A 25863-nucleotide genomic window follows, 5' to 3' on the forward strand; every position below is an offset into this window, starting at 1 on the left:
CGTAAAGAGAGTACTAAGCGCATAGCAAGGAGCAAGACGGGTCATCGTTATCCAGGGAGGATGGTCCGGCTGGCTCCTATCCACTACCAACAAGGACTCTATTTGTGATATACTGCCTTTCGCTACAGAGAAACAAAATTTTTCACCTGCATTTACGAGTCGGGGGTGTATTATGCTATTCGATCATACGAAGATCTATGTAAAGGCTGGCGATGGGGGCAATGGCTCTATGCACTTCCGTCGTGAAAAGTTTGCCCCGTTTGGGGGACCAGATGGGGGAGATGGCGGTCGTGGTGGTAGTGTCTATTTTGAGGCAACTACTAACTTGAATACCTTGATTGACTACCGCTATCGGCACCATTTCAAGGCGGAATCTGGCGGGGATGGAGCGCGCCAGAAAATGCATGGGGCAAAAGGACAGGATGTCGTTCTAACCGTACCATGTGGAACGATTATACGCAATGCGGATACAAATGAGATAGTTGCAGATCTAGTGGAGCAGGGGCAACGTGTGATGGTAGCACGCGGCGGCCGTGGTGGGCTGGGTAACGTCCATTTCGCGACGGCAACCCATCGAACGCCAAAGGAGGCGCAGAAAGGAGAGCCCGGTGAGGAGCTCTGGGTTACCCTGGAACTGCGCTTAATTGCCGATGTGGGGCTCGTTGGGTATCCTAATGCAGGTAAGTCGACGCTCCTCTCGGTCGTCACTGCCGCACGTCCCAAGATTGCCAATTATCCCTTTACTACCCTCGCGCCGAATCTTGGCGTGGTAGAGGTAGGGCAGCCACGTAGCGGCGATGGCTATAGTTTTGTGCTTGCCGATATTCCAGGTTTGATCGAGGGAGCCGCGCAAGGCGTGGGGCTCGGCCACGAATTCTTGCGCCATGTGCAGCGTACCCGCCTGTTGATTCATGTAATAGACGGCGCCGCTCCTGAGCGCGATCCCTGGGAGGATTTCCAGGCCATCAATCGCGAGTTGCGCGAATATGACGAGATACTTGTTACCAGACCGCAACTAGTTGTGTTAAATAAGATGGACCTGCCAGAGGCCCAGGAACGCTGGCAAGAATTGAAGGCGCAGATCGAGGAAGCCGGTTACACAGCTTTTGCAATTTCTGCTGCTACTCACCAGGGAACAGATGAGCTGATGCAGTATGCCGCGCGCCGCCTGCAGGAAATCTACAAGGAGGAAGCCGAGAAAGCCGCCGCTCAGTCCGATCTTGCTCTGCAAGGTCCTGTATTGCGGCCAGAACCGGATGATGCTTTCTCCGTGAGCAAAGATCACGGCGTTTATGTGGTGCGCGGTAAGCGCGTTGAACGCGCCGTGAGTATGACAAATCAGGAGAGCGAAGAGTCAATGGATCGGCTGCAGTTGACGCTAGAAAAGATGGGCGTGACCAAGGCCTTAGAGAATGCAGGTGTGAAGGTCGGCGATATTGTTCGCTTTGGCAAGGTTGAGCTCTATTGGGGCGAGTAGCAGCTTTGTATATGCAGCATTTGTGTCAATAGTATATCCAGATGACATAAAATTTGTTATACTGGCTATGGATAGATGTTGATCTTTGCGCACAGCGCGACTATCATTGCTAATTCTGTAAGAATGCGAGAGACACCTGCCACATGGGAGAGACACTGAATTTACTGTTTCGCAGTCGCGAGGACGGCACGTTTGAGTTATGTGTAAAGGAGAGCTGGTCTGGGCGTACGGTAAGTGGCAGTTTTGTTCCTCCCTATACAAAAAAACAGCTAAATGCTCTGCAGAAAAAGCTCAATAAGCTTGAGAGTGGCTATCACGAACTGCGCGAGATTGGCCATCGTCTTTTTCTTGCTTTATGCGGTGCGGAAATGCCGGGAGCTAATCGCCTTGAGGCCTCTGAGCAGTCCGTGCAGGCAGTTCTGCGCAGCGTCATTCAGCGCACAATCAGACGGCGTGGAACCGTGGCCTTAACTTTCTGTTTTGGTCCCGGTTGCGATGAGTTTGTGCGCTATCCCTGGGAGCTCTTACATAATGGCGATCACTTTCTGCTTGTCTCGGGAATATTTACCCTCACGCGCGCTCTGCTACGTCCAGACATCCCGGTGGGCTGTGAGCTCCCTGTACGCCCGCCTTTGCGCGTACTCTACATAGGCGCCTCCCCTGTAGATTGTGCTCCGTTGGAGACTGAACGAAGTTTCCAGCAGCTTGAGAGCGGACTAGCTCCTCTGATTGACAGCGGGCAGGTGTTTTTAGATCGGCTGGAACCCCCGACTTTTGATCAGCTTGTGCGCTATCTCAGCTCATATGGCGGGGTAAGTATGCTAGATGATAGCGATACAGTTATCCCTTGCTATGTCGTGCATTTTGATGGCCATGGTGCTTATGGGCGTCTCTGCCCTGAAGATGGCTGCAAAACTATCAACGAAGCTGATGCGCGAAAATGTGCTGCCTGTGGCGCTGCACTTAGCCGTATTAAGCCGCAGACCTATCTTTGCTTTTGTGACGATGAGGGCTATAACCGTTTCATCGATACCCAATCCCTGCGCGACCTGTTTCTCAGCAGCGATCTACGCCTTGCGGTATTCTCAGCTTGCGAAACTGCTACCGTCGCGGGCGAGAACACCCGTAGCCAGCGAAACGCTGTAGATGCGACCCTGGCCACGGCCCTGGTGATGGCGCAGGTTCCGGCTGTTGTTGCTATGCCTTTCTCGCTGCAGGACGATCTCAGTCCAACCTTTATGTATCATTTCTATGAAGCTTTAGCCGATGGCCGCACATTAGAAGAGGCTCTATCGCGCGCTCGCCAGGCTCTCCTTCCCAGGCAGCAGAAGGGATGGTTTATTCCTGTACTCTACAGACATGTTGCCGAGGGTCAAGAGGGACCGGTTCCGCTCCTGATTACCGATGATACCCGCGAAGAGCATGAGCACCCGCTGTCCCACCTCGATATTCCCACGACTTTTGTTGGTCGCGAGCAGGAGCTCGGCGATCTAGAAGAATTGCTCACGGCAGCTGCAACCGGTGAACAATTGACCGATGCAAAAGCGCATTTGCGCTTGCGTCCGGGAACCCACCATATCGCCCTGACCGGCTCGGCGGGTATTGGCAAGAGTGCTCTGGCCTTCGAGGCCGTCAGGCGCAATCAGGGCAAATTTCCGGGGGGCATAATTGGTATCTCCCTGCGAGGAGAAAAATCCTTTGGCGAGATGCTTCTAGAGATCATCCATCAGTTGCGCCTACCTATGAAGTCTCTTCCGGCTGGCGATACTAACCATTGCGCTCGCCTGGTATTGGCAACACTGCGTTCTCTGGCCAGTCGTGAGCTTCCTTGCCTGCTATTACTCGATAATTTTGAAGAGGTGAATGATCATACAGCGCTTGAAACGTGGCTACATTTCCTCTGTTCGTTGCCACCTGAGGTCGTCGTACTGGTGACCTCACGTGTTAACCCAGAAAGTATGATGGTAGGTAGAAGCTCGCATTGTCGCTGGTATGAATATCGCGTGGGCAAGATGACCAATACGGATTTATTGCTCCTATTTGCTGAGCTGGCGGCGGCCAGTGGGCTGGATCAGCGTATCCATATGGATGATTCCAAACAGCAAGCAATTCTGCGCGAGATCTGCACGCTCTTGGACGGCTATCCACTGGGGGCTGAGCTCATCTTTGGCACTGCACGCTCTATCGACGGAAAAGTATATACGCCTGAAGCAGCCACGCGTTCTTTGGAAGAGGTTCGGGACGAATTGCGTAGCACTCCCCTGGCTGGCATTCTTGCTGTCCTGGAAGTCTCTTATCAGCGCTTGACGCCTTATGCGCGCTTATTGTTGGCTTATCTCTCGGCCTTTAGGTTGCCCTTTAGTCGCGAGCAGATTATGCTCCTGGTAGCGCCAGAGAAATTAACCTCTACCGGTGAGCCGCTACGACTCGTGAGACAGGAAATTCTCCAGGTTCAGGCCCTGGATGGACGATCCTCTCGTGAAGAGATCTCTCCGCTAGAGCTGGCTGAAAATTGGCGGGCGGCGCGCGATGAACTTGTACAAGCCTCGTTTATTCAGTTTGATGGGCGGGTCTATACGATTCATCCGCAGATACGTCACTTTGCCTTTGCCCACTTGCCCGTTGAGGAGCGCGGGCGCGTGCATCGTGTTGTGGCCGCATACTATTACGATTTGCCACAACCTGGCCCTGAAGAGTGGTTCGCCGCCTTTGAGCACCTGGAGAGTGCTGGTGAGCCACAGGATATGCAAGAGGCCGTGAGCATTGCTGTACGCGCTTCCTGGGCGTTGGGAGGACGTGGATATGCCCAGGAGTTGCTTGTGATGCTAGGCCGCGCAGGACTGCATGCATCGCGCCTTGGCGATAGAAAAGGTGAAGGCCAGATACAATGTTGCATAGGGGCTATTCTCCGTCAGTTAGGGCAATACACAGAGGCTGAGGCTTGTTTGAGGAGCAGCTTGGAGTTCCATAGAGAGCAGCATGAGCAGGAAGAGGCAGGATGGGCGCTCTATGAGCTGTCGGTGCTCTTCCGCGAAGAGGGAAATTTTCAGCAGGCCTCCATCTATGCTCAGCAGGCAATTGAGCTATTTCGCTCAGCCGAATTTACCCAGGGCGAAGCCTGGATGCAGCTTGTAATGGGCGAGGTAAAGCGTGGGGAGGCGAGCTATTATGACGCCTTTGGGCATTTTGAGCTGGCCCTGACCAGCTTTCAGGATTTGCATGATAAAGAGGGCTATGCTCTGGCTTTGCGCGACCGGGGCACGGTCTTTGAGGCCCTGGGGCAATATGCCAAGGCTTTAAATGATTATGCTGATGCCCTGCGCATCTTTAATGAACAGGGATTGCGCGTTGGCCAGGCCTGGGTGCTTGCCGATCAGGCTGTGGTCTATATCGATCAGGGCAAACAGGAACTCGCGGAGAAACTATGTGGTGAGGCAATAGCTATTTTCCGCGAGCAGGGCATACGTCGTGGAGAAGCCTGGACATTGCGCGCCTTGGGCGATGTGCTTAGAAATCGACATGAACGCATTCAGGCACGAGCCTATTATGACGAAGCTTTAGCCATCTTTAAATCAATTGGAGATCGGGTAGATCAAGCTCGTGTCTTTGCTTCTCAGGGCGCTATTGCTCTGGAAGAGGGAGAATATCTAACGGCCCAGAGCCTATTTGAGCAAGCTTGTTCTATAGCGCGCGAACAGGGCGCCAGGCAGATTATGGGGCGTGCTTTGCGCGGTCTTGGCGATGTCTCACGAGCATTATTGCAGCATATTGATGCTGAACACTACTATGATGAAGCTTCTGCTATTGCTACTGAGATAGATGCTCCAGCTGAGCGCTGCGCCCTATTGAGGCGACAAGGGGCGCTCTGTTATGCACAACAACAATATCAGCCGGCACTTGAGCGCTGGGTGCAAGCCCTGGCTCTGGATCAGCGCCTGGGCCATCCAGCTCGTATTGAATTGCAGCTTAAAGTGCAGGATCTTGTAAACGAGCAGCATCTTGAGCAGTCCTATGCCGAATCCTGCGAGCGATATGCGCTGGCCTGAACATAAGCGGGGCGCTGCTCCTGGCCAATGTAGTAGTGGCTGAAGGCGCATAGGCGCTAAACAATATGGACCCCTGCTGAAAAGCTCTCTTCTTGTTTTTCTCCTCGTCCTGGTCATCCAGTTTACTAAACTGGATTCTATCAACCTGCGAGAAAAAGACCTTGCCGAATTCTCGTGCTGCCACACGTTGTATATATGATATGGGTTTACGCTCAGCCCTGGATCGATTATATGCAAAAGGCTTGTAATTAGTTAGTAGGCTTAATCGGGATAGGAGATAAAAAATGTTTAGAGGAGAAGGCTGTGGATGCTACTCGCAAGAGCCCGAAAAGTAGCCTCGGCACGCTGGCTGTCTGGTTGCTGGGCATAGCTAGCTTTGGCCTGCTAGCCCTTATTATTGTTGCAGTCGTCATACGTTTTTTGACACCTTCTAATCTTCCTCGTCTGCAGCTTATGGGCGGCATTGCTCTGCCCGGCGTATTAGCAACTGCTGGTGGACAACTCAGCAGCCAGTCATTAAGCATGGATCGCTTTGATTTCGAGGCCCTGGACGAACATACTGGCTATCTCTTTATTGCTCATCCAGGTCCGACCGCTACAAAGTTAGCGCTTCTGCAGCAGGCGAAAGAGGTACCCGCCGGTCTGCATGTGCAATCCTCGGTGGCCGTTTTTAATACCAGGAGCAATAAATATATGGGAGCGGTCCTGGCGCCATTTGTGCATGGTATTGCTGTTGCCCCAGATTTGCAGAGGGTTTATGCTGCTGACGCCGATGAAGGAAAGATCTATGTGATCGATGAGCATTCGTGCAAGGATATGTCTAATTCTAACGAGAATGCCTGCCGTGTTCTCACCACAATTAAGACGAGCGGTGTGCCTGATAGCTTGGAATATGATGCAACCGACCATGAAGTCTTTATCTCCGAGCCTGGCAAGGCTAATCCTGATCAAGGGCTCGAAGAAGTAATTAGCACGCAAACCAATGCTATTATCCATGTAATTAAGTGGGGCACGGATGTAGGGCATGTGCGCTATGATCCTCTCTCTCGGCGCGTTTTTGTAGTTCTGGTCTCAGGTACACAGAGCGAGATTGCGACTGTGAATCCTGTTACGTTTACTATCAATCGGGTTGCTTTGCCGAAAACCTGCGTTAGTGCCCATGGGTTGATCCTTGATTCGCGCCAGCAGGTGGCTTTTGCGGCTTGCGTGGATAGCCAGAATGTGGCGATGTTTGATATGCGTGCGCTCAAACCTATTGGAGATACACAAAATCTTCTTCCTGTGGGCTCCAAACCTGATGTGCTGGCTGTAGATACAGATCTGCACGTGCTGTATATTGGTTGCGCCAGCGCTGTTTCTGTCTTCGAGGAGCAAGATGCCTCCCACGGCGTCTTGCATAAATTGAAGGATTATGTCTTGAACTCCGGCTCAACACATAGCATAGCTGTCGATGAGCAGGCACATGATCTCTATGTGCCACTGACCAGCCTGGGAGGCAGGCCGGCGCTGCTTATTGAACACTATAATCAGCAGGGAAACGTCTAGGATACCACAGTGAGGCTCTACAAGGGATCATCGCTAGTAGAGCCTTGCTTGTCCTGCGGCGTGTGTTTTCAGGCGTTGGCTTTGTAGTGCAGTACCGCAGTAGGTGCTATATAGACGCGATCGCCTTCGGAAAGTACATGCCGCTCAACGCGCGATCCCTGATAGACAAGTCCATTCACGCTATCAGCATCTTCAATGACCCAGGTCCCATTTTCCTGGAGGATCTTGGCGTGGAGGCGAGAGACGCGCTGGTTGGGGATCTGAACATCGTTGCCTGCCAGGCGCCCAACGGTCAGGATAGGCTTATTTAGTGGACGTTCGCCGATGACCTTGCCATCCAACTCTATCATGACACGGGCATTGTGTGGCGGAACTGCTGGCTGTTGCATATATTGGCCCTGCTGCTTCCCATTTTGTTGAAAAGGGCCGCTGCCTTGTGATTGTATAAAGGCCTGCTGCGCTGACCTGCCGGGAATGGCCGAGCGATAATCAGGTGTGGCCGGGATCGCTGGCGGTAGGGGTACCTGGCGCTGACTGGGCATCACAACCGGCGGAACTGTCACGTAGGCGGAGCGAATAATGGACTTCTCGCCAATCTTCTCGATATTGTAGCGGTTCTGCTCCTCAAGCAGGCTGGCAAAAACTCCTCCGCTGCGCTTAAGCTCTTTATAGCTTCCTTGTTCGACGATGCGGCCATCCTTGAGCACGATAATCTCATCTACATTGCCAAGTGTACTGAGGCGGTGAGAAATCATGAGTACGGTGCGTCCTACGACGAGCTGGTCAAGCGCATGCATCACTTCGGCCTCGGATTCAACATCAAGGGAAGCTGTGGGCTCATCAAGAATAAGGATGGGAGCGTCGCGCAGGATAGCACGGGCGATAGCCATACGCTGGCGCTGCCCACCTGATAAGTCTTTACCTTGCTCGCGTACGAGCCGATCATAACCCCCCAGGACATTGATAATGACATCGTGAATGTTAGCCTTCCTGGCGGCGTCTATGATCTCTTCCATCGAGGCGCCAGGCCTGCCAACCTCGATATTCTCTTTAATTGTTCCTTCGAATAGCACCGAGTCCTGGAGCACCATACTGACGTTTTCGCGCAGGACGCGCAAGGGGTAGGCGCGGTTATCTACGCCGTCGACGCGTACCGAGCCCTGCTGGATTTCGTAGAAACGGGGGATCAGCTTGACTAGCGTAGTTTTGCCGCCGCCTGAGAGCCCCACCAGCGCTACCTTGCGCCCGGCCGGGATGTGGAGATTGATCCCTTTGAGGATCAGCCTGTCTTGCGTATAGCCAAAGTAGACGTTATCAAAGGTGATCTCACCGCGCAACTTTTGTGGACCTGTGTATGGCACGGTGCTATCTATTACCTCAGGTGCCTGATCGAGGACTTCCTGAATGCGTTCAGCACCCGAGGCGGCACTGCTGGCCAGATTGGTCAGCTTGGAGAGGTCGCGCATCGGTTGGTAGAGCATCTTCAGGTAGCTGAGGAAAAGGATCAAGGTGCCAATATCTACGCCGCTAGCTGTATCAATGGTGAATATTCCAAGGACATTAAAGGTGTTGCCAGCCGCTACATAGCCACCAACCCCAACGACGATAGCAGTACCGATTGCTACCAGGATCGATACAATGGGGGTAAATTGTGCCTGGAGACCGCCTGCAAGCAAGCCAGCCTTGCGATTCTTATCAACATAGCTGCCAAAGCGTATGCCTTCTCGCTCTTCTCGCGTGAAGACCTTGATTACGGTCAGGGCATTGATGTCTTCTGTCGCTACATCTGCTACCTGGCCAGCAGCCTTGGAGGCCTTTTTCGAAGCTGCTTTGATGTTTTTTGTGTATGAGAGGACGATCATAAAGAGAGCAGGCGCAATGACGAGAGAAAGCACGGTATATGAGGCGCTGGTAATATACATGATAAAGGCTACGCCAATGAGCGTTAATATACCCCCGAGCAGATCGACAAGGCCATCGGTGATGAGTTTCTCAATATCTGCTATATTGCCGGTGACACGCTGGACCAGATCACCCTTTTTCTGCTTGCCATGCCAATCTAGAGAGAGGCGTTGCAGATGTTCAAAGAGTTGGTTGCGCAATCTGGCGCTTAAATTCTGCGCTATATAAGAGGCAAGAAAAAGATCGACGTAGGCAAGAAGCGCACTGGTTATGCTAAAAAATAGCAACATAAGGACCGAGAAGACAATTACCCCGATCACGCTATGATGAGTACTGGCCGCGCGCGAAACCGAGCCCATGATGCTTGATTTGTTGGAAACCGGACACGGTAAAGTGGGAGGGGTCTTGGCTTGTGTGCTGCCTGGCGAAGGTTGTAGGGATGAATCCAGGGCCGGTGTGTCGAAAATGCTAAGTATAGGGTCTAGAAATGGATACTGACAGGCCGGATCGACTGCACTGTTGCTTATCTTGCTGGTGATGAACTTGAGAGGCATAACTGCCAGCAAGTCAGAGCCGGTCTGGCTGATGGTGACTATAATGGCCAGGACTACCAGAAAACGGTAGCCTTTGAGATTCTGATAGAGAAAGCGAAATAACATCAAACCCTCCTCGACTGTTGGGCCAGGCAAGTGGCAATTTCAGCGAGCATTGTAGATAACTCCTGGGGGCGTGGACTGTTAAGGCGATTTACGCGCCGCGTGGCAATTTTAAAGAGGAGTGCAGCCTCGTAAAGCTGTGAACGATCCACAATTGCCCCGATTGTTGTTGGGTCTACTCCATGTACTGACATTGCCTGCTGGTAAGCTGAGCGAAAGACTGCTGCCGCCCCTTCAAACCATTGTCGCATCCCTGGGCGCTTATACCATAGGCCGCTAGGGCGTAGGTAGGCCAGGAAGTAACCAACGTCGAGGGCTGGGTCTGCAAGGCAAAAACCGTCAAAATCTACGATAAAGACGTGCTGGCTATGGAACAGTAGCTGGCTTGGTTTGAAGCCTCCATGTGCTGGGCGATAGGCTTCGGGCTGCAACTGCTCTAAACATGAGGAGAGTTGTTGGACGAGTTGCTCTATACGCTCTGCCTGCTCAGGGTTTTTGGCCATAATCAACCTGGCTCTTTCTTGTGCGCGTTTGGCTTCCTTGGCGACTGTACGCAGGAGGGTGGGATTGAGCTGCAGGGTGCTTGTGTGTAGTTGGGCCAGGGCCTTGGCGGTCAGACGTAATTCTGCTTCAGGGATGATAATCTGCTTGATTACTCCTCCGCGATCCTGCAGTATATGGGGTTGGAGAGCCCTCAAGCCGGTACGTAGAGTTTTCCATATATCGTCAGGCCCATTTGTGGATGGAGGCTCAATAGCCTCGTTAAGCGTGAGCCCCAGATCAGCCAGGAGGCCCAGAGGTCGCGGTAGCCAGGGAACGCTTTCCCTGCCCGCCTGCTCTGCATAAAGTTGCTGTTGCCATGTTTGTGTACTGTGAGCCTGAGCAGGATTGGCATAAACTTTGCCAAACAAGGTGAGCGTGCGCCTGGTTGGTTCGCTGGTAGCTGTTGTGCGTTCTAGCTGAAGGTGGTAACGCAGGACACAGCGGCTGGCCGGCTTATAGCGCACTGGAGAGGCGCTGGCTGAGATGAGCCGCCAGGCTGGATCTTCAAGTTGAACGCGGGCCGCCGATTGCAGGGCGGCGAACAGGGGGCCATTGCGTGCGGTATCGCAGCTTGCTGCCAGCGCTGGCAAGTTGCTGTCAGCCGGAAATGCCTGGGCGGAGAGGCCTAGGTCTGGAAGGTGTAGCACACCTGAGGGCAAAAGATCTAGCCTGGTCTGTCGAGCCTGAGAGGTGCTAAAGCGAATATGTACACCGTCAAGGGCTGCCTCATCAAGGGTGAGACTGACTGAGCGATTGGGATCGTTGGTTCGGTGTTTACGCGCGGTTTGTAAGGAATCGACTGAATAAATGATGGCCAGACCACGATCCTGCTTGCGCCGCAGATAGCGTATAAACAACCCTACTGGCCCCTGTTCGTCGGACAAGAGAGGGCGTTGAGCCCTGGCGAAGAGCTGCATAAGGGTGGCTGGAAGATCTGTAATTGAGAGATTTGTCTCCGTAGAGAGGTTATCCACGCTCTGACCTACCTTTCCTGGCCCAGGCGTTCTATCAGGGCCACCAGAGCCTCATCAGCTCCTGGCACTCCACGAAAGCCAGGGAATGCGTTGACATCAACAATCATCGGGCCTTGCTCTGTCAGAAGAAGATCGACGCCATAGAGGCGCAGATTGAAAGCCTTACCGATGGCTAGCGTGATGCGTGCCCACTCCTCAGGTAACTCATCCCTGCTCAGAGAAATATCTTCCTTTGATGCGCCTGGCTCAAGAGGGGTACGGCGACGAGCTGCAAAAATTTGCTTATCGATAACCCATAGTTTAATATCCCAACCATCTCCCGGCACGAAGCTCTGGAGGATGATAGGCTCCTGACCCCAGCGCGGGGCGAGTGCCTGTAGCTCTTCGCGAGAATGTATCTTATCGACAAGATCACCACGGTGGCTATAGCAGCTTTTAATGATCAGGGGAAAGGCAAGACGCGAAAGTTGCTGCTGGTCCTGGAGCAGATAGTTTAAGCTAGTAAAGGCCTGGGTAGCTGGCCAGGGGAGCCGGGCGGTATTCATCTGTTGGGTCATGAGCATACGGTCCTGGCAAGCCACTGAGGAGGACCAGCTATTTACTATGCTTGCTCCCTGCTGTTCTAGATAGTGCGCTACTTCTAGAGCCTGGGGCGCGTGCGATTTGAGTAAATAGAGATCGGCCTGAGCATGTCTTTGTTCTTGGGCAATGGCTTGCTCGCCTGTAAGGGTACGTACATCCAGGAGACGCACGCTATGCCTGGCGCTAAGCTTTTGAAGCGCTACTGCAATGACCGGGTGACGAGGAGTTTCTGGATTGTCCATAATGAGACAGATGTTCATAGTGTTCAAATTCTCCCCTAAGGATGTGATCCGGTGATCTCTAAGAGAGGCGGCAAGATTTCCTGGCTTGGGTTAAGTGGATGCTGCCTTTGTGCATTATGGCGGCGCTGCATGTTACGCTTAATACGCGCATTGCGTCTCATCTCAGCACGTTTGGCAGCATGAAGGATATATTCTGCTACATTGATTACCGCTTTGGGCACCCGTCCAAAGCTAGGAAAATCATTGATATCCAGTAAAGCCAGCCCTTCAGGCGTCTCGACGACATCGATGCCGTATATATCAAGGCCAAAAAGTTTACCGACATCTAAAGCTAATTTACGCAATTCTTTGCTAAGCGGAATAAATTCTTCTTCGACATCTGCGTGCAGTGGCGACTTCTTAGCAATAGCCGCATATGCCTCTCTACCTGTTACATAAATTTTAATGTCAAAACCTGTATTTTCTGCATAGCGTTGGGCAAGAAAAAAACTCTCGTTAGCCTCTGCAATATCCAGCGCTGTCAGGTCGGCAGGGCTGTGGAGCAAATAAATGCCGCGGCAAGAGCTTCCATTGCTCGGTTTAACAACGAGTGGGTACTCCTCGGGCGCGATCTGAGCCAGGAGGCGGGGATGGGCCACAAAGTACGTTGGCGGCATTGGCAAGCCATGTGCATGGGCAAAGGCTGCGGCAACTGCCTTGTCTCGTACAAGGCGGATTGCGCGCGAATTGTTAATTGTAGGAATCCCTACAGCTTCTGCGGCTTCCAGGATGCTAAGCCCGGGACCATCAGCGACTGTCTTCAAAACATACGCGTCGTAGCCCTGCTCTAGCATTGTGGATAGGCAGGTAACTGTTTCCTGTGGCTCTAATAGGTCTACCGTGTGACCCCAGCGCATAAGTTGGTCAGCCACAACCATTGGCATGGGGTCATGTCGATATTCCTCTTCGATAATAAAGCAGAAGCGCATCTGAGCTTCTCCTTTGTTTGCATTATAGTATTGGGGAAGTCTAACTGATTTTCCGCATTTCAGTGTAGCAGAACAGGCATATAAAAACTATTTACCTGTTCACAGCCGAGTTGTGTACTAGCTATCTCTTAGCTTCAGAGAATTGTGCATAAAAAGCACTATAGCATATTTTTAGCATACAGAAAAGAGGCTCTGAAATGCTTTTTCATAAGCCGGTTTTTAATGCCTAATCCTGGTAACGTCCATAACTCACATTTTTCGCATAGGCATATTCCTTAATTTGGTGGAGATATGCGGAACAGGCGGGCCAACCAATTAGGCCGCTGGGAAGATGGTTGTAGCGATCCCAAAGGAAGCGCTTCTTTTCCGGGTCTGGCAGACAAAGTGCTATTGTTATTGTTGTTGAGGATAGGCTGAGCTTCACTGGCTAATGAGGCTGTAACCCGATGATTCTCGCTATCCTCAGCGAGAGGAAGCCAGGGATCACCACGCCCATCGCCTATTTTCTCCTCGTTACGAATAGGCTCGTGAGGATTGGGCAGGTCCGCGGGAGAAAGATTGCCGGAGAGAATGGGCTCTTGCTGTGTGATCTGGTCGCGTCGCATAGGCTGAGTCTCTTGCTTCTCCAGGGCCAGGCGCGTATCAACTTCTACCAGGAGGCGTTCAATTTCGGGACGCAATACTCGGTTGCGATCCGGTATGCTGCTCCACTGGGCAAGCGCGGCCGGATAATACCCTGCTCGGTAACAATAAAGGCCCAGCATAGCACGCGCATCAAAGATAGAAATACGCTGCCAGAGGGCCTCCTCCTCTGCCGGAGTTTCTATCACACCATCGCTAGCTTCAATAACCTCGACAAGATGATAGAGCTTAAGGCCCATGATTTTATAGGGGAAGCCATAGAAGAGCGCGAGCCTGCTGCGGCGCGTGTTTTCTATGGGATGCTTCCCAACAAAGTAGCATTTGGACCATGAGCCACTAGACCAGATGATGACAAAAAGGATCAGCACCAGGATGCGTCCCAGGTAGCGCTGCCAGGGGTAAGCTACGATACTGACTACTACGCCAAGGATGGCAAAGCAGGCGCCCAAGGCCCAGGCTGCATACACGAGACGGCGGCGATCCCAGCCGAGCAGGTCAAAGTGACAATGCAGAGGAGTAGCCAGAAATGGGAGCGGAAATTCTGTATGAGGCACAAATTCGCGGCTGTTAGCAAAGCGCAAATGCTGAAGGTTCTTACGGAAGAAGGGGGTCAGAACACGGGATTGAAGCAGTGCTGAGGCTCCTTCTAATACAAATGCTCCGCCAATCATAAGCAAGAGTAGCTCGTTGCGCGAGAAGATGGCTGTCATGGCCAGCATGCCGCCAAGACCCAATGCACCACTGTCCCCCATAATAATTTTTGCCCGTCTTTTGGCGGTACTTCTGCGAGCTGCCCAGGAAGATGGCCAGTTCCAGGGAAGATAGCCAAGTATGCCGCCAGCACATGTTAAGGCGAGTACTTCCAGGACGATTCCGTTGGGATGCTGCGGATCAAGAATACCGGTCACGACAATACCCAGGGCTAGCGCAGCGCTGAAAACCAGGCCGCCGGCCAGGCCATCAAGCCCATCGCTAAAATCAACTGAGAGAGTAGTAACGCTTCCAATAAAGCCGGTCATCAGCATGAGAAAAATGAGCCAGCCAAAATAGGCAATCTGCCCATAAACGACGGGGCAGACAGGTTGTGCAGTGTGATTAGAACAGAGTAAAGCATTGAGAATAGGAAAATCTTTATAGGGGCTATAGGATTCCTGTCCGCTGCCAGGAAGCAGGAAGAAATAGAGGACGGCGGCAGCTACCGAAACCAGGACCACACCAGACATTTTTGCGCGCTCTGAGATACCTTCATTGCTGTAAACCTTGCGCCAGTCATCGATAAAGCCAACAATTGTGTAGCCTAGCGCTGCCCCAAGACTTATGAGCAAGAGTGTCCATTGTTCGCGTTGAAAATTGAAAAAATATCCAGCTGCGATACCAGTGCCGGCGATAGCTAGCATAAAGGCTGGTCCGCCTACCAGGGGCAGCTCTATAGATTTGATCTCGCGTCTTCCGACTTGCAAGTCAGAGCGATGTACGCCGGGTTTATGCTCACCACTGCGGAACTTGGGAAATAATATCCTGGCCACCGCACACAAAACAAGGCTAATAATCGCACAAACAAAAAGAATTGATATTAACCAGATTAGATTCATACATACTCCCAAGCAAATAAAACCTAGTTGTCTGTCAGACGTCGTGTGATGAGTACGCCGCCTGCGGGCGGCAGGGAGGGGAGAAGCTGGGGCACAGCCCCAGGCCAAGGGCCGCAATCAGCTCGCTCGCGGCGCCCCCTTGACAATCCCGCTTGTCACGCATCAAGTAAATCTTGACGAGTGCGCCGTCTACGGCGACAGGTGGGGAGAAACTGGGCCACAATTCACGCGATCGCCCCTTGCATCCCCACGCGTTTCACTCCTCACGCCAACCTTGACAGAACCCTAGACACTCCACTCATTGAGACGTCATGCTAGTATAGATAGTAACTACTTTATGTTTAATAGACGAGAAAAGGTAAGAAAAATCTTTTCTCATGGTTATCGAGCACGGTTTTTAAGTTGCTCACGGGCAACCTGTCTATCATCCCAGGGAAGTTTCTCTCTCCCTATGATAATACTTTGTTCATGTCCTTTGCCTGCTAATAGGACCGTATCACCAGATTTGGCGTGGGAAAAGGCGCTGGCAATGGCCTCAGTGCGATCGGCTATGCAAAGAAAATCGCTTCCCTGCTGCTTGCCTGCGTTTTCTGCTCCAGCTGCGATCTCGCGTAAAATCTGTTCGCGGTCCTCTTCGCGAGGATCTTCATCTGTTATCACGAAGAAGTCAGACTTTTGAGCCGCGATTTGACCCATGATTGGCCGTTTTTGGGTATCTCGCTCTCCAGCAGAGCCAAAGACCACAAGTAGCTTGCCGGGAGTAACCGGGCGCAAGGTAGCCAGGACTTTTTCCAGGCTATCGGGAGTATGAGCGTAATCGACGATTACGGCGAATGGCTGGCCCTCATCAATATATTCCATGCGGCCTGCTACTCCCTTGACTGCTGCCAGGCTGCGTGCAATCTCCTCAATAGAAATGCCCTGGCTGTAAGCCGTAGCGATGGCGGCCAGGCAGTTGCTCACGTTGAACTGTCCAATGAGGGGAGTCTCAATCTTGTATTCGGTATCCGGTAAAATAACCCGAAAGCTGGTCTTATGAGCCTGCAGCTGGATATCCACAGCCCGTACCCCAGCCGTTGGATGCTGACCGTAGGCGAGAATTGGTACGCGGCAATACGGCTTGAGTATCTCATAGCTTATGTCATCGCGATTCAAAATCGCGATAGGACGGCCACCAAGACCTTTGTCACGGCTTGAATCGAGCATCTCAAATAAGCGCGCCTTAGCGCGACGGTAAGCCTCAATAGTCTTGTGGAAATCTAGATGTTCGTGGGTAATATTGGTTACCACGCCGACATCAAAGTTGCAGCCATGTACGCGCTGGAGCTCTAGCCCGTGCGATGTCGCTTCGATGACTGCATGAGTCACGCCAGCCTCAAGCATACGGCTAAGGAATTGCTGGATTTCCAGAGCCTCAAGAGTGCTCTGGCGTGTAGCGTTTTCCCATTCCTTACCACTGATTTTAAAGTTGGCGGTAGTCATCAAGCCTGTATGGGCGCCGCTGGCCTCGAACAGCGTGCTGATAAGATTAGAGGTGGTTGTCTTACCATCGGTACCAGTCACGCCAATCGTGCACAGGCGCTGAGCCGGATAGCCATAAAAGGTGCAGGCGAGATTGGCCAGGGCCGTGCGCACATCGGGCACTTCTATGTAGGGAAGTGGAAGATCCTGGCTATCCTGCAAAGTCTCTCCCAGAGCGGCAATAGCGCCTCGTTGCGCGGCTTCACCCAGAAAACGCCGCCCGTCCGTATGGGTGCCGGGCACCGCGATAAATAATCCCCCGGCCGCTATTTTCCGTGAATCGTAAGCGAGCGAGCTGATATCGCTGTTCTGATCAAGCTCATCTGCGCCATAAATGTTTAACAGTGGCTGCTCTAAATTTGCTAGTAAAGTGTGTAGTTGCATAGGTTTCTATTAAGCAAAATGGAACTCTAAATAAAAGAACGTGCGCGTGAAATTTTACGCGCAGCAATTACTTCATGCGATTGAAAGCGAATATTCTCTCTATCGCATGGACCCATCGTATGTAAAATCTGAAATGCAGGTAAAACCTGGCTAGTAAGCTACTCTATCTCCTCTATGAGCAAGGAAATATTCTACTTCCATAATACTCTAAACTCCACAGAGGCGTAAAATTAGTAGTAAATAGTACGTGTGCGATGATAGGGGCGCATTTCTGCCGAGTTCTGACCGAGTAGCCAGAGTCGTTGATCAATCTGGGCAACTGTCATGAACTTGCCGCGTTTAGACATCGCGCGTCTTAGTAATTCGCAGGCCCAGATAGTCGCTGAGCGGATTTCTATCTCCTCTTCGCTGCCAGCCTTAAGCAATTCTTGATTATCGATAAGCTCGGCCAGCGTGGGATCGTATTCAATTACGTGGTAGTGGCGCAATACCTGGGGGAGTTTGTAGTCGGCGAAGGCCGTAAGCTGATCGATATCGTTGAATGTTCCCCATTGCTGCCCCTTAAAGGCACTGTGCAGATCAGCCACACAAATCTGCGCGCGCTTGAAAAAGCGTACTTCTTGCTTGCGATAGAGCGCTGTATCGTGAAATGAAGGAAAGTTTTCGGCTATGAGCAGTGCGAGCGTCACGGCGCTGTGCTGGGCCTGTTCAATCGCATGTGAGAATTGCCCATCAAAGCGCTCCAGGAGAACGTGTCCGACCTCGCGCGCATTATTAACGCGCTGCTCAAGCAACGGAATAGGCTGGGAGCCGCGGAAAATTTGGGCTAGCGTTTCGCTGCTGATGGTGGAGAGATATTCGGCATCCCACAAAGGGATACCTTCCTTTACAGCGCGCGTCAGGGCAGCTGCTTCGGCCCAATAGCCATTTAGCGTCTCGCCCTCATATTCAATAGTCCAGCGCGGCTGATTGGCTTCAGCCCAGAAGCAGAAGTTTAACGCATCAAGAAGGAGTAGCCAGTTGACAGTGCGTTCAGTGCCATCAAAGAAGTGATAATGCTCATCCCATGCTGCGGGAGAAGCTTGGAGTTCTGTGCGTTGATTATCTTCTACTATCCACTGCTCGCTCAGCGCTACGACTTGATCTGTGTTAATCCAGACACGTTCCCCTTGTTCTACTACTGACTTTGTACTGCTCAGTACGCCTAGCCGGCTGTCGGCAGGCAATGTGTAGATATCTTCATCATCGATACTATTCCAGATCGAAGTTTCTGTCATCAAGATGCCTTTCTTGGAGTGTTATCCCGATTCTACAGAGAATAGATGCATTCGTCAATCACCTATGGCATATATACAGCTTGACGTAATTGATGGGTATGGTACACAATAAATTGCGTCTGTTTGTTTATAGCAGCGAAAGGAGGGGAACATTCAGATCGGTATTATTGCAAGCTTTGATTTCCTGAACGGTTCAGGCAACGTAGGATAGGCCAAGAAAAGTCCTGGTTGTTGTCGGCCGCCTGCTGCGGCCAATATAGCTATATCTCAGGAGGTTTTTGTGGCTTCATCTCGACGCCCCACTAAGGAAGAGCTTATTGCGCAAGATATTAAGCGCCTGCATGCAATGGGATATGCGCAAGAGCTATTTCGGGCCATGGGCGGCTTCTCAAATTTTGCTATTTCCTTCACGATTATTTCAGTACTCAGCGGGTGTTTGACCCTTTTCTACAGCGGGATCACTACCTCTGGCTTTGCGGCTGGCTCGATAGGCTGGCCTCTCGTGACTATATTTGTGGTTATTGTGGCCCTGGGAATGGCTGAGCTGGCTTCGGCATTTCCCACGGCTGGTGGCCTCTACTATTGGGCCTCAAAGCTGGGCGGGCCGGCCTGGGGATGGTTTACCGGCTGGTTTAATTTGATCGGCCAGGTGGCGGTAACGGCGGGTATCGATTATGGACTGGCTGTCTCGATTGATGTCTTGCTCAATGCCTGGTTCCCTCATTTCCCTGCGACGCTGGGCAGCGTGTCGGGGATCGATCCGGCGACGCAGTGGGCAACCCTGGGTATCTATGCTGTCGTCTTGATTGCACACGCGATACTCAATATTTTTGGCGTGCGTATTGTTGCCTTCCTCAACGATCTAAGCGTCTGGTGGCATATTGTGGGCGTGTGTTTGATCGGTGGCGGGGTTGTCGTAGCGGCACTGCTCCATCCGAGCGCTCCACTCAATTCTGCCGCGACACTTTTTGCTGCGGACCCCAAATATAATGCGTCGGGTTTCCCTGCCTGGTATGCCTTCTTATTAGGCCTGCTGATGGCTCAGTATACCTATACCGGCTTTGATGCCTCGGCCCATATGACCGAGGAGACAATCGGAGCGGAGACGCGGGCTCCCTGGGGCGTGGTGATGTCGGTTGTTGTCTCTGCCTTCGCCGGCTATCTTGTGCTGATGGGTCTGCTGATGGCTGCTCCCGATATCGGCGTTAAAGGTGCCGCCGGCGCAATTAATCCTGTGCTCTATATTCTTGAGTATCGCCTGGGCGCTGTACTGGGACCTCTTTTCTTTGCTGTGGCTGTTGGCGCACAGTTCTTTTGTGGCATGTCTTCGATTACCACAAATTCGCGCATGATCTATGCCTTCTCGCGCGATGGCGCTGTTCCTTTCTCGCGTCTCTGGCATCAACTGGATAGCGGCCGTACTCCTCGTAACGCGATTATCCTTTCTGCTACTTGCGCCTTTGTGCTGGCTATTCCCACAGTGTTCAACTATGTGGCCTATGTGGCGATTACTTCGATCGCGGTAATTGGCCTCTACATTTCCTATGTCCTGCCCATCCTGTTACGTGTGCTTACCAGGAGTTTTAAGCATGGGCCGTGGCATCTTGGATCATGGGGGAAACCGATTGGAGTCATTGCTGTGCTCTGGGTAATATGTATCGCCATATTGTTCATGTTGCCCACGGTCAATCCAATAACCATCGTGACCTTTAATTACACGCCGATTGTGGTGCTGGGAACTTTGCTTATCCTTGTGATCTGGTGGACGGTGAGCGTGCGTCATTGGTTCAAGGGTCCAAAGATTCAGGGATCGGCTACAGAACTGGCGAATATCGAAAGGGATGTGGGGGAAACTGTGCTGCTTGATGGCGAAGAGACGGCAAGTAGCCATTGAACTTTGCTTAAATAGAAACTTCGTGAGCCATTCTGAAATTTTTTGCGCAGCTGTATAAGAGAAAAAGCCCTTGATCAGGGCAACGCCTGGCCTCGTAGCCTATTCTCTTCACTTGCTGGCGTGGAAATCAGGGATGGCTCATGTTTGTGTTTGTAGGCATGTTTATTATGTATATATATATCGAATTTGTTCGGTGGATAGAAAACTATAATGTACTTTCGGGCAAGGGCCTGGAGAGGGAAGCACGTTTGCTTGTGTTTTCTACACATCTATGTTACTATTGACTTAAATACAACGTGAAGTTGTAAAAATGCAGTTTTTATTGTCCTAAATAAGTAGCTGTAAATAAGTTTAAAGCTACGAAGTGTAAAGTTGTGGAAGATATGGAGGTATTCCATGGAGGAACAGCAACTTCAGCAATTTGTCAAGCGCGTCTCTCGTGACGCCGCGCTACGTGAGGAACTAAAGAGCCATCCAGCAGATGTGATCGTGAGAGAAGGTTTTTCCCCCCGTCTCACGCGCGTGGTCATGCAACTTGTTCCCCATTTAACCCTGACTCAAGATTTTGCGCTTGATTGCTCCTGGTGGCGCTGCTAAGTGGCGGTCACAAGCTCTTGCATAGTTGGTAAGAAATAACAAATTATGACGTCAAGCCTTCATGAGCATAGCCAGGAGCTAGAGCAGCCGTTTGCCGCGTATCAAAAGGCGCTGCGCGAGCGGCTGCATACCTTTTTGCTGACTCTGGACCCTGTACTGCGCACCGATGTGATACGAGCCCTGCAGGAGGAAGGAAAGCTGCTTTCCCCTGAGCCTTTTCGTATGCATACTCCCCCGCTGGATGCTGGGCCTTACTGACCTGGTTAGTTGCAGAGCAGATCAGGCCCTCGATCGATACGCTGTTAGTCAGTAGCATTGCTGTCGCTGTTGAGTGTGTTGTCTGTGCCATTGATCTGCTTGATGATATTGAGGATGAGGATCAAACCCCAGTTGTGCGGGAGATCGGTTCTGCACGCGTAGTCAATACCGCGGCGGCGCTCTTGCTATTAGGCCAGAAGTGTATTATAGCTAGCGCACAGTTTGGCCTTTTGCCTGCGCAAGTGCTCAACTTGCTTGATACATTACAGGATGCAACGCTTATCGTGACGACCGGGCAGCATCGCGATATTCTTGTGGAAGAGCGGCAGGCGAGTGAGATGACACGCGAGGAATGTATGGATATTGCTGCCCAAAAGGCAGGCGCGCTCTTCGTGCTGGCTTGCCAGATGGCCACATTATGCGCGGGCGCTGACAAAGAATTGGCGAAGCTTTTTTGTGAGTTGGGCAGCGTGTTGGGGATCGCTCATCAGCTTGACAATGATAGTCACGATTTGTATCATCTTCTCCAGGGAAAATCTTCTATTGTATTGCCTCTGGGGGAGGAAGCAAGTACAAGAAGTGTCAAGACGGACCTGAGCCGTAGAAAGAAGACATTGCCCATTGTTCTTGCCGCAAGGTCAGGGGCATCTCTAACTGAGATGGTCCCTGTAACTGGGGAAGATTGTGACGAGGAAGAGCGACAAGCTCTGCACGAAGCTATTCTCACGACTTGGGGAATCAGTCTGTTGTATCGCGAGCGAGCTCGTGACTTCCTACAAAGGATAGAGATTCGGCGGCCTGTCTTGCCTGCTTTGCGCCTATTATTAGGCCTCACATAATCAAATTGTAGAGATACGTGGCGGAATGTATAGAGAGGGAGCATCTTGATATGAGAGGTATATACTGGATGCGGCTAAAAGCCTGGCGACTCCTGGCTATTGGTACTGTCATTGCAGTATATACGCTGTTATTGGTTGTTGATGCCCGCTTTATTTTTTCTTCCCCCTCCCTTTCGCTATGGATATCCTTTGGCTTCTCAGCTTTTGTGGCCTTAGTATTTCTCGCTGTTGGCGTGCTCGTATGGCTCTATGCGCGCGATCGCTGGGTAGCCTCGCTGCTTTTTGGCAGCTTCAGCGTGATCATGATCCCCTTTGCTGTGCGCACAGCTGATCTCTTTCAGGCCCATCTCTTTGGGGCTATTTCGGGTGTGTGTAGTTCGCTTGGCCTGACCTTATGTGCCCTTCTGCTGCTGCGCTTTCCCAGGAATTACTTTACCCGCTGGTCCAGCGCCAGGACTCTTACCCTGCGTCTGAAGCAAGTGGCTGTATGGATGTATGTAATTGCTTTAGTGCTGCTATGTGGCTTTGCCCTTTCTTTCTCGCTTGTGCACTATCTATGGCCGCGGGGGCCTATCTGGTTGAATGTGCTGGATCTTATTTATGCCATCGTAGTCTTGGCAGGCATTGTGACGACTATTGTTATCTCTTATGTTTGTTCTGAGTCTTTACGAGAGCGGCAGCAGATCCGGCTATTTGTGTGGGGCGTTGCCCTTGCTTTTACTCCAGTCCTCATTCTCTCCATTCTGCCCGAGGCTTTGAATTTGCCTGGCATACGAGCCGGCTGGAGTACGCTGACCATAGTTTGTCTACCTCTCTCGCTGGGCTACTCGATATTACGCTACCAGATCCTGGTATTTGATGCCTACATTCGTCGCGCGGTAGCCTGGATTGTTGGCGTGGTTGGTTTAGTTATGCTGGGCTGCGTGCTCATCGCTCTTTGTAATAAGGTTTTTATGGGCATGCTAGCTTCTTTTGCCTTCGGCCTGGCGAGCTTGACGGCTATTACGGCTCCTGTCGTCTGGTGGCTGGCCAAAGTGGTAACAGAGCGCGTTTTCTTTAGCGAAGTGCTGCACTATCGTCGTCTTATTGCTGAACCAACGCTCTTGAGCGATGAGATCCTCGATCTTGATGAGATTTCCCGCTTGCTAACATTGGCCGCTATTCATACGTTTGAGACCTCGCATGTCTGCCTGTTTGTGCTCGATGAAAGCTGTGGCTGTTATTATGTTTACCCAGCGCTAAAGGATGATCCGGGAGATGAGGCACGAAGGCTGTTAGCGCGTGTCTTGATTGAGAAACTGAGGCCGCAGACGTGTGGGGAGGTTGATTGGCTGGAAACGCAGTGGCCGGCTGTTGAGCATATTGCCTCGGCTCGTCGCCCATCGCTGCTCTATGAGCTGTTGCGCGAGAAGATCGGCGCTTCGTTCGGGCTAAGACGCTATGTTGTGACGACCATGCCGTTGGGAAGCGAGGCAATGCTGCTGGCTCCCATACGCGTGCAGGGGAAAATGATAGGCCTGCTCGTTCTGGGCGAACGTGATGATCTGCAACAATATGCGGGCCCGGATTTTGAAGCCGTCCAAATGCTGCTTGGGCGCTTTTCGCCAGTTCTGGAAACCGCGCGCTTATATGGGCGCGCCAACCAGCACGCGGCATTGCTCAATAGCCTGTACAGCGTAAGTACCTTGCCCGGCAGCGCATTTCAGTCAATTGAAGAAATCGCTGCAGTTTATGCCGCTGTAGCATCCGAGGCCACCATGTCCCGGGCTGAAATGTGGCTCTTTGATGAGGCGCAAGGTTTGTTACGGCTGGTAATCTCCAGCGGCTCTGGTCCACATATTGCTGATGAGGCCTATCTTCGTCCTGCCCAATGGTATGATTGGGCGCCCTGGTTTTATGCTGGTGAAAGTTCCCAGGAAGGGCAGAGCTCTATAGCATATATGCCCTCTTGCTTATCGCTTGTTCCTCACTTTCCTTTTGCCTGGCTGCCTTTGCAGCGTGGTGAACAACGTCTGGGGATACTCGTGTTAACCTATTGGCGTCCCCATTGCTTTATGCGTGAGGAGATGCGCGTGTTGCAGATGTTTGCCAGCCAATGTGCGGCCTCGCTGGAGAATGCCCGCATTACTATAGAGCTGCGGGAAGCCTGCGAGCGCCAAAAAGAGTTGGATCGCCTGAAGGACCAGTTTATTATGACCGCCTCTCATGAATTGAGAACTCCGCTTACAGCGATTCAAGGCTATATCGAGCTGCTTAGCGAGTACAATTCAACCCTTTCGGTGGAGGCCCGGGGAAATTTTATCGCCAAGGCTCATCGAGGGTGCGATGAACTTGCCCTCCTGGTAGGCAATATTATGGATGCCAGCCGTGTGCGCATTGATGCCGAGAATATTAAGCTGATCCCAGTCTTATTGCGCGAATCTATCATGTACGTGTTAGAGATCCTTGAAGCAATCTGTAAACGAGAAAAGCGTCGTATCTCGCTTAGCGTCTCGCCCGAGCTGTGTGTAATGGCCGATGATATGCGCCTGCGCCAGGTCTTGCTAAATCTCGTTAGTAATGCGTTAAAGTATTCTCCTCCTGAGACTGATATTGAGATTGCGGTTATAGAAGATGATACCTGGGTAATCGTCTCTGTACGCGATTATGGAGCCGGCGTGCCTCCTAGCGATCAGCCTCGCCTCTTTGAGCGCTTTGTGCGCCTGGACCGTGATATGAATAGCCCGGTACGTGGTGCCGGCTTAGGACTCTATATTTGTAAGCAGCTGGTAGGAGCTATGGGAGGGCAGATTTGGATAGAAAGTAGTGGCGTAGGAGGAGAGGGTAGCACCTTTGCTTTTACCTTAAAACGTACTCCCAGTAATCTGCAGGTTTCAGATCAGAAACGCCAGGAATCCGATTTGACTATTTGAAGAAGCGATACTTTTACCCCATAGAATAAAAGCTATCCGAGAAATCACATCTCCTTTCTGACCTTGGAGTAGAGGCTACGGCTATCTTCAGGCTGCGCGGAGGGGATCTACTAAGCGGGAATACTCCTTTCTCAGGAGCACGCCGGGAAGCTGGCGGCTCCCTTTTTTGCGTTTTGTTGTGAGCATACAGCTATCAAGTAATGGAACTTTGCTATGATATGGAACTAATCGCATTGTAAAACCTCGCTACTCAGGATGCCTCGGCCTTGACATAGCCGCGCTCTTTAGCATATTGCCATAAGGATTTCTGTAATTGGCGGCGCGCACGCGATATGCGGCTCATCACCGTGCCTATGGGGATTTGGAGCGCCTCAGCAATCTCTTTATAAGAAAGCCCTTCTATATCGGCCAGGATGATTGCCATACGAAAATTCGGAGGAAGATCGTTGAGGGCCTTGTAAACATCCTCATCAAGATATTTGCTCAGCACTTCTTCCTCGGCCGCCTGGCTCAGTTCATGCCCGCTTAAGTCCCTGATCTGATTATAGAGGTAAAACTCTTCCCCTTCAGGTAGCGCGGCCGGCGTTGGGTGTGCCGCTTGCTTCCGATAGCGGTTGATCGCCGAAGTATTCAGAATGCGGAAGAGCCATGCACGCAAATTGGTACCTGGTTGATAGGTGTGAGCAAAACGGAATGCTTTAAGCATGGTTTCCTGAACCAGATCTTCCGCTTCTTGTGGATTATTGGTCATCCGTAATGCCGTACGATACAGGCTATCTAGTTGGGCCAGCACACCTTCCTCAAAATCCTCAGCGGGTGCATTAGGAGGCGACGTAGTAGTACTTTCCTGCTGTTCCAGATCTTGTTCGTCGATTGGCGATGATGGAATAGTGACATCTTTAAATTGTGGCTGTTCCGGCATTAAACTCTCCTCTAACAAAGATGCCCAACATGGGCACCTGATACTTTCCCTCATAAAGTAGAAAGCACTCTCAGTATATCTCAATGGCTA

16 protein-coding genes are annotated in these 25863 nt (G+C 51.7%); 8 read left to right on the top strand and 8 right to left on the bottom strand.

The window, feature by feature from the left end; all coding sequences use genetic code 11:
- The first annotated feature begins 172 nt into the window (after positions 1-172).
- From obgE to EPA93_RS41900, 3 genes are all read left to right on the top strand, one after another.
- Positions 173-1477, top strand: a complete 1305-nt coding sequence (obgE, locus tag EPA93_RS41890; protein WP_129893255.1) for a GTPase ObgE — start codon at positions 173-175, stop codon at positions 1475-1477.
- 143 nt (positions 1478-1620) lie between these two features.
- Positions 1621-5523 (top strand): tetratricopeptide repeat protein, encoded by a 3903-nt coding sequence (locus tag EPA93_RS41895; RefSeq protein ID WP_129893256.1) that lies wholly within the window; start codon positions 1621-1623, stop codon positions 5521-5523.
- A gap of 303 nt (positions 5524-5826) precedes the next feature.
- Positions 5827-7068, top strand: a complete 1242-nt coding sequence (locus EPA93_RS41900; protein ID WP_129893257.1) for a YncE family protein — start codon at positions 5827-5829, stop codon at positions 7066-7068.
- Between the two features lie 68 nt (positions 7069-7136).
- On the opposite strand, the gene EPA93_RS41905 is transcribed toward EPA93_RS41900, so the two are convergent.
- The 7 genes from EPA93_RS41905 to EPA93_RS41935 form a co-directional block, all read right to left on the bottom strand.
- A complete protein-coding gene (locus tag EPA93_RS41905) occupies positions 7137-9629 on the bottom strand; it encodes an ABC transporter transmembrane domain-containing protein (RefSeq protein ID WP_129893258.1) in 2493 nt (830 codons plus the stop codon).
- Entirely contained in the window at positions 9629-11143 is a 1515-nt protein-coding gene (locus EPA93_RS41910; protein ID WP_129893259.1) for a phosphotransferase family protein, read from the bottom strand. Before EPA93_RS41910 ends, EPA93_RS41905 begins: the two co-directional genes overlap by 1 nt.
- A gap of 8 nt (positions 11144-11151) precedes the next feature.
- On the bottom strand, positions 11152-11985 hold the full coding sequence (locus EPA93_RS41915; RefSeq protein ID WP_129893260.1) for an ATP-grasp domain-containing protein: 834 nt from the start codon (positions 11983-11985) through the stop codon (positions 11152-11154).
- Between the two features lie 17 nt (positions 11986-12002).
- Positions 12003-12935, bottom strand: coding sequence for an ATP-grasp domain-containing protein (locus tag EPA93_RS41920; protein ID WP_129893261.1), 933 nt, complete (start codon positions 12933-12935; stop codon positions 12003-12005).
- Positions 12936-13210: 275 nt separating this feature from the next.
- Positions 13211-15169, bottom strand: a complete 1959-nt coding sequence (locus EPA93_RS41925; protein ID WP_129893262.1) for an MraY family glycosyltransferase — start codon at positions 15167-15169, stop codon at positions 13211-13213.
- 381 nt (positions 15170-15550) lie between these two features.
- Complete coding sequence (locus tag EPA93_RS41930; RefSeq protein WP_129893263.1) at positions 15551-17074, bottom strand: UDP-N-acetylmuramoyl-L-alanyl-D-glutamate--2,6-diaminopimelate ligase; 1524 nt, start codon at positions 17072-17074, stop codon at positions 15551-15553.
- Positions 17075-17304: 230 nt separating this feature from the next.
- Positions 17305-18351, bottom strand: coding sequence for a queuosine 5'-phosphate N-glycosylase/hydrolase (locus tag EPA93_RS41935; RefSeq protein ID WP_129893264.1), 1047 nt, complete (start codon positions 18349-18351; stop codon positions 17305-17307).
- Positions 18352-18697: 346 nt separating this feature from the next.
- On the opposite strand from EPA93_RS41935, the gene EPA93_RS41940 reads away from it, so the two are divergent.
- From EPA93_RS41940 to EPA93_RS41960, 5 genes are all read left to right on the top strand, one after another.
- Complete coding sequence (locus EPA93_RS41940) at positions 18698-20245, top strand: amino acid permease (RefSeq protein WP_129894808.1); 1548 nt, start codon at positions 18698-18700, stop codon at positions 20243-20245.
- Positions 20246-20641: 396 nt separating this feature from the next.
- Positions 20642-20842, top strand: coding sequence for a Nif11 family protein (locus EPA93_RS41945; RefSeq protein ID WP_129893265.1), 201 nt, complete (start codon positions 20642-20644; stop codon positions 20840-20842).
- Positions 20843-20887: 45 nt separating this feature from the next.
- On the top strand, positions 20888-21100 hold the full coding sequence (locus tag EPA93_RS41950) for a hypothetical protein (protein WP_129893266.1): 213 nt from the start codon (positions 20888-20890) through the stop codon (positions 21098-21100).
- 41 nt (positions 21101-21141) lie between these two features.
- On the top strand, positions 21142-21939 hold the full coding sequence (locus EPA93_RS41955; protein ID WP_277988995.1) for a polyprenyl synthetase family protein: 798 nt from the start codon (positions 21142-21144) through the stop codon (positions 21937-21939).
- Positions 21940-21989: 50 nt separating this feature from the next.
- Positions 21990-24851: a sensor histidine kinase gene (locus EPA93_RS41960; protein ID WP_129893268.1), complete on the top strand. Its 2862-nt coding sequence runs from the start codon at positions 21990-21992 to the stop codon at positions 24849-24851.
- A gap of 250 nt (positions 24852-25101) precedes the next feature.
- Here EPA93_RS41960 and EPA93_RS41965 read toward each other — a convergent pair whose 3' ends face one another.
- Positions 25102-25773, bottom strand: a complete 672-nt coding sequence (locus tag EPA93_RS41965; RefSeq protein WP_129893269.1) for a sigma-70 family RNA polymerase sigma factor — start codon at positions 25771-25773, stop codon at positions 25102-25104.
- Between the last annotated feature and the right edge of the window lie 90 nt (positions 25774-25863).

This window comes from Ktedonosporobacter rubrisoli, from assembly GCF_004208415.1.
In the GTDB taxonomy this organism is placed as follows: Bacteria; Chloroflexota; Ktedonobacteria; order Ktedonobacterales; family Ktedonobacteraceae; genus Ktedonosporobacter; species Ktedonosporobacter rubrisoli.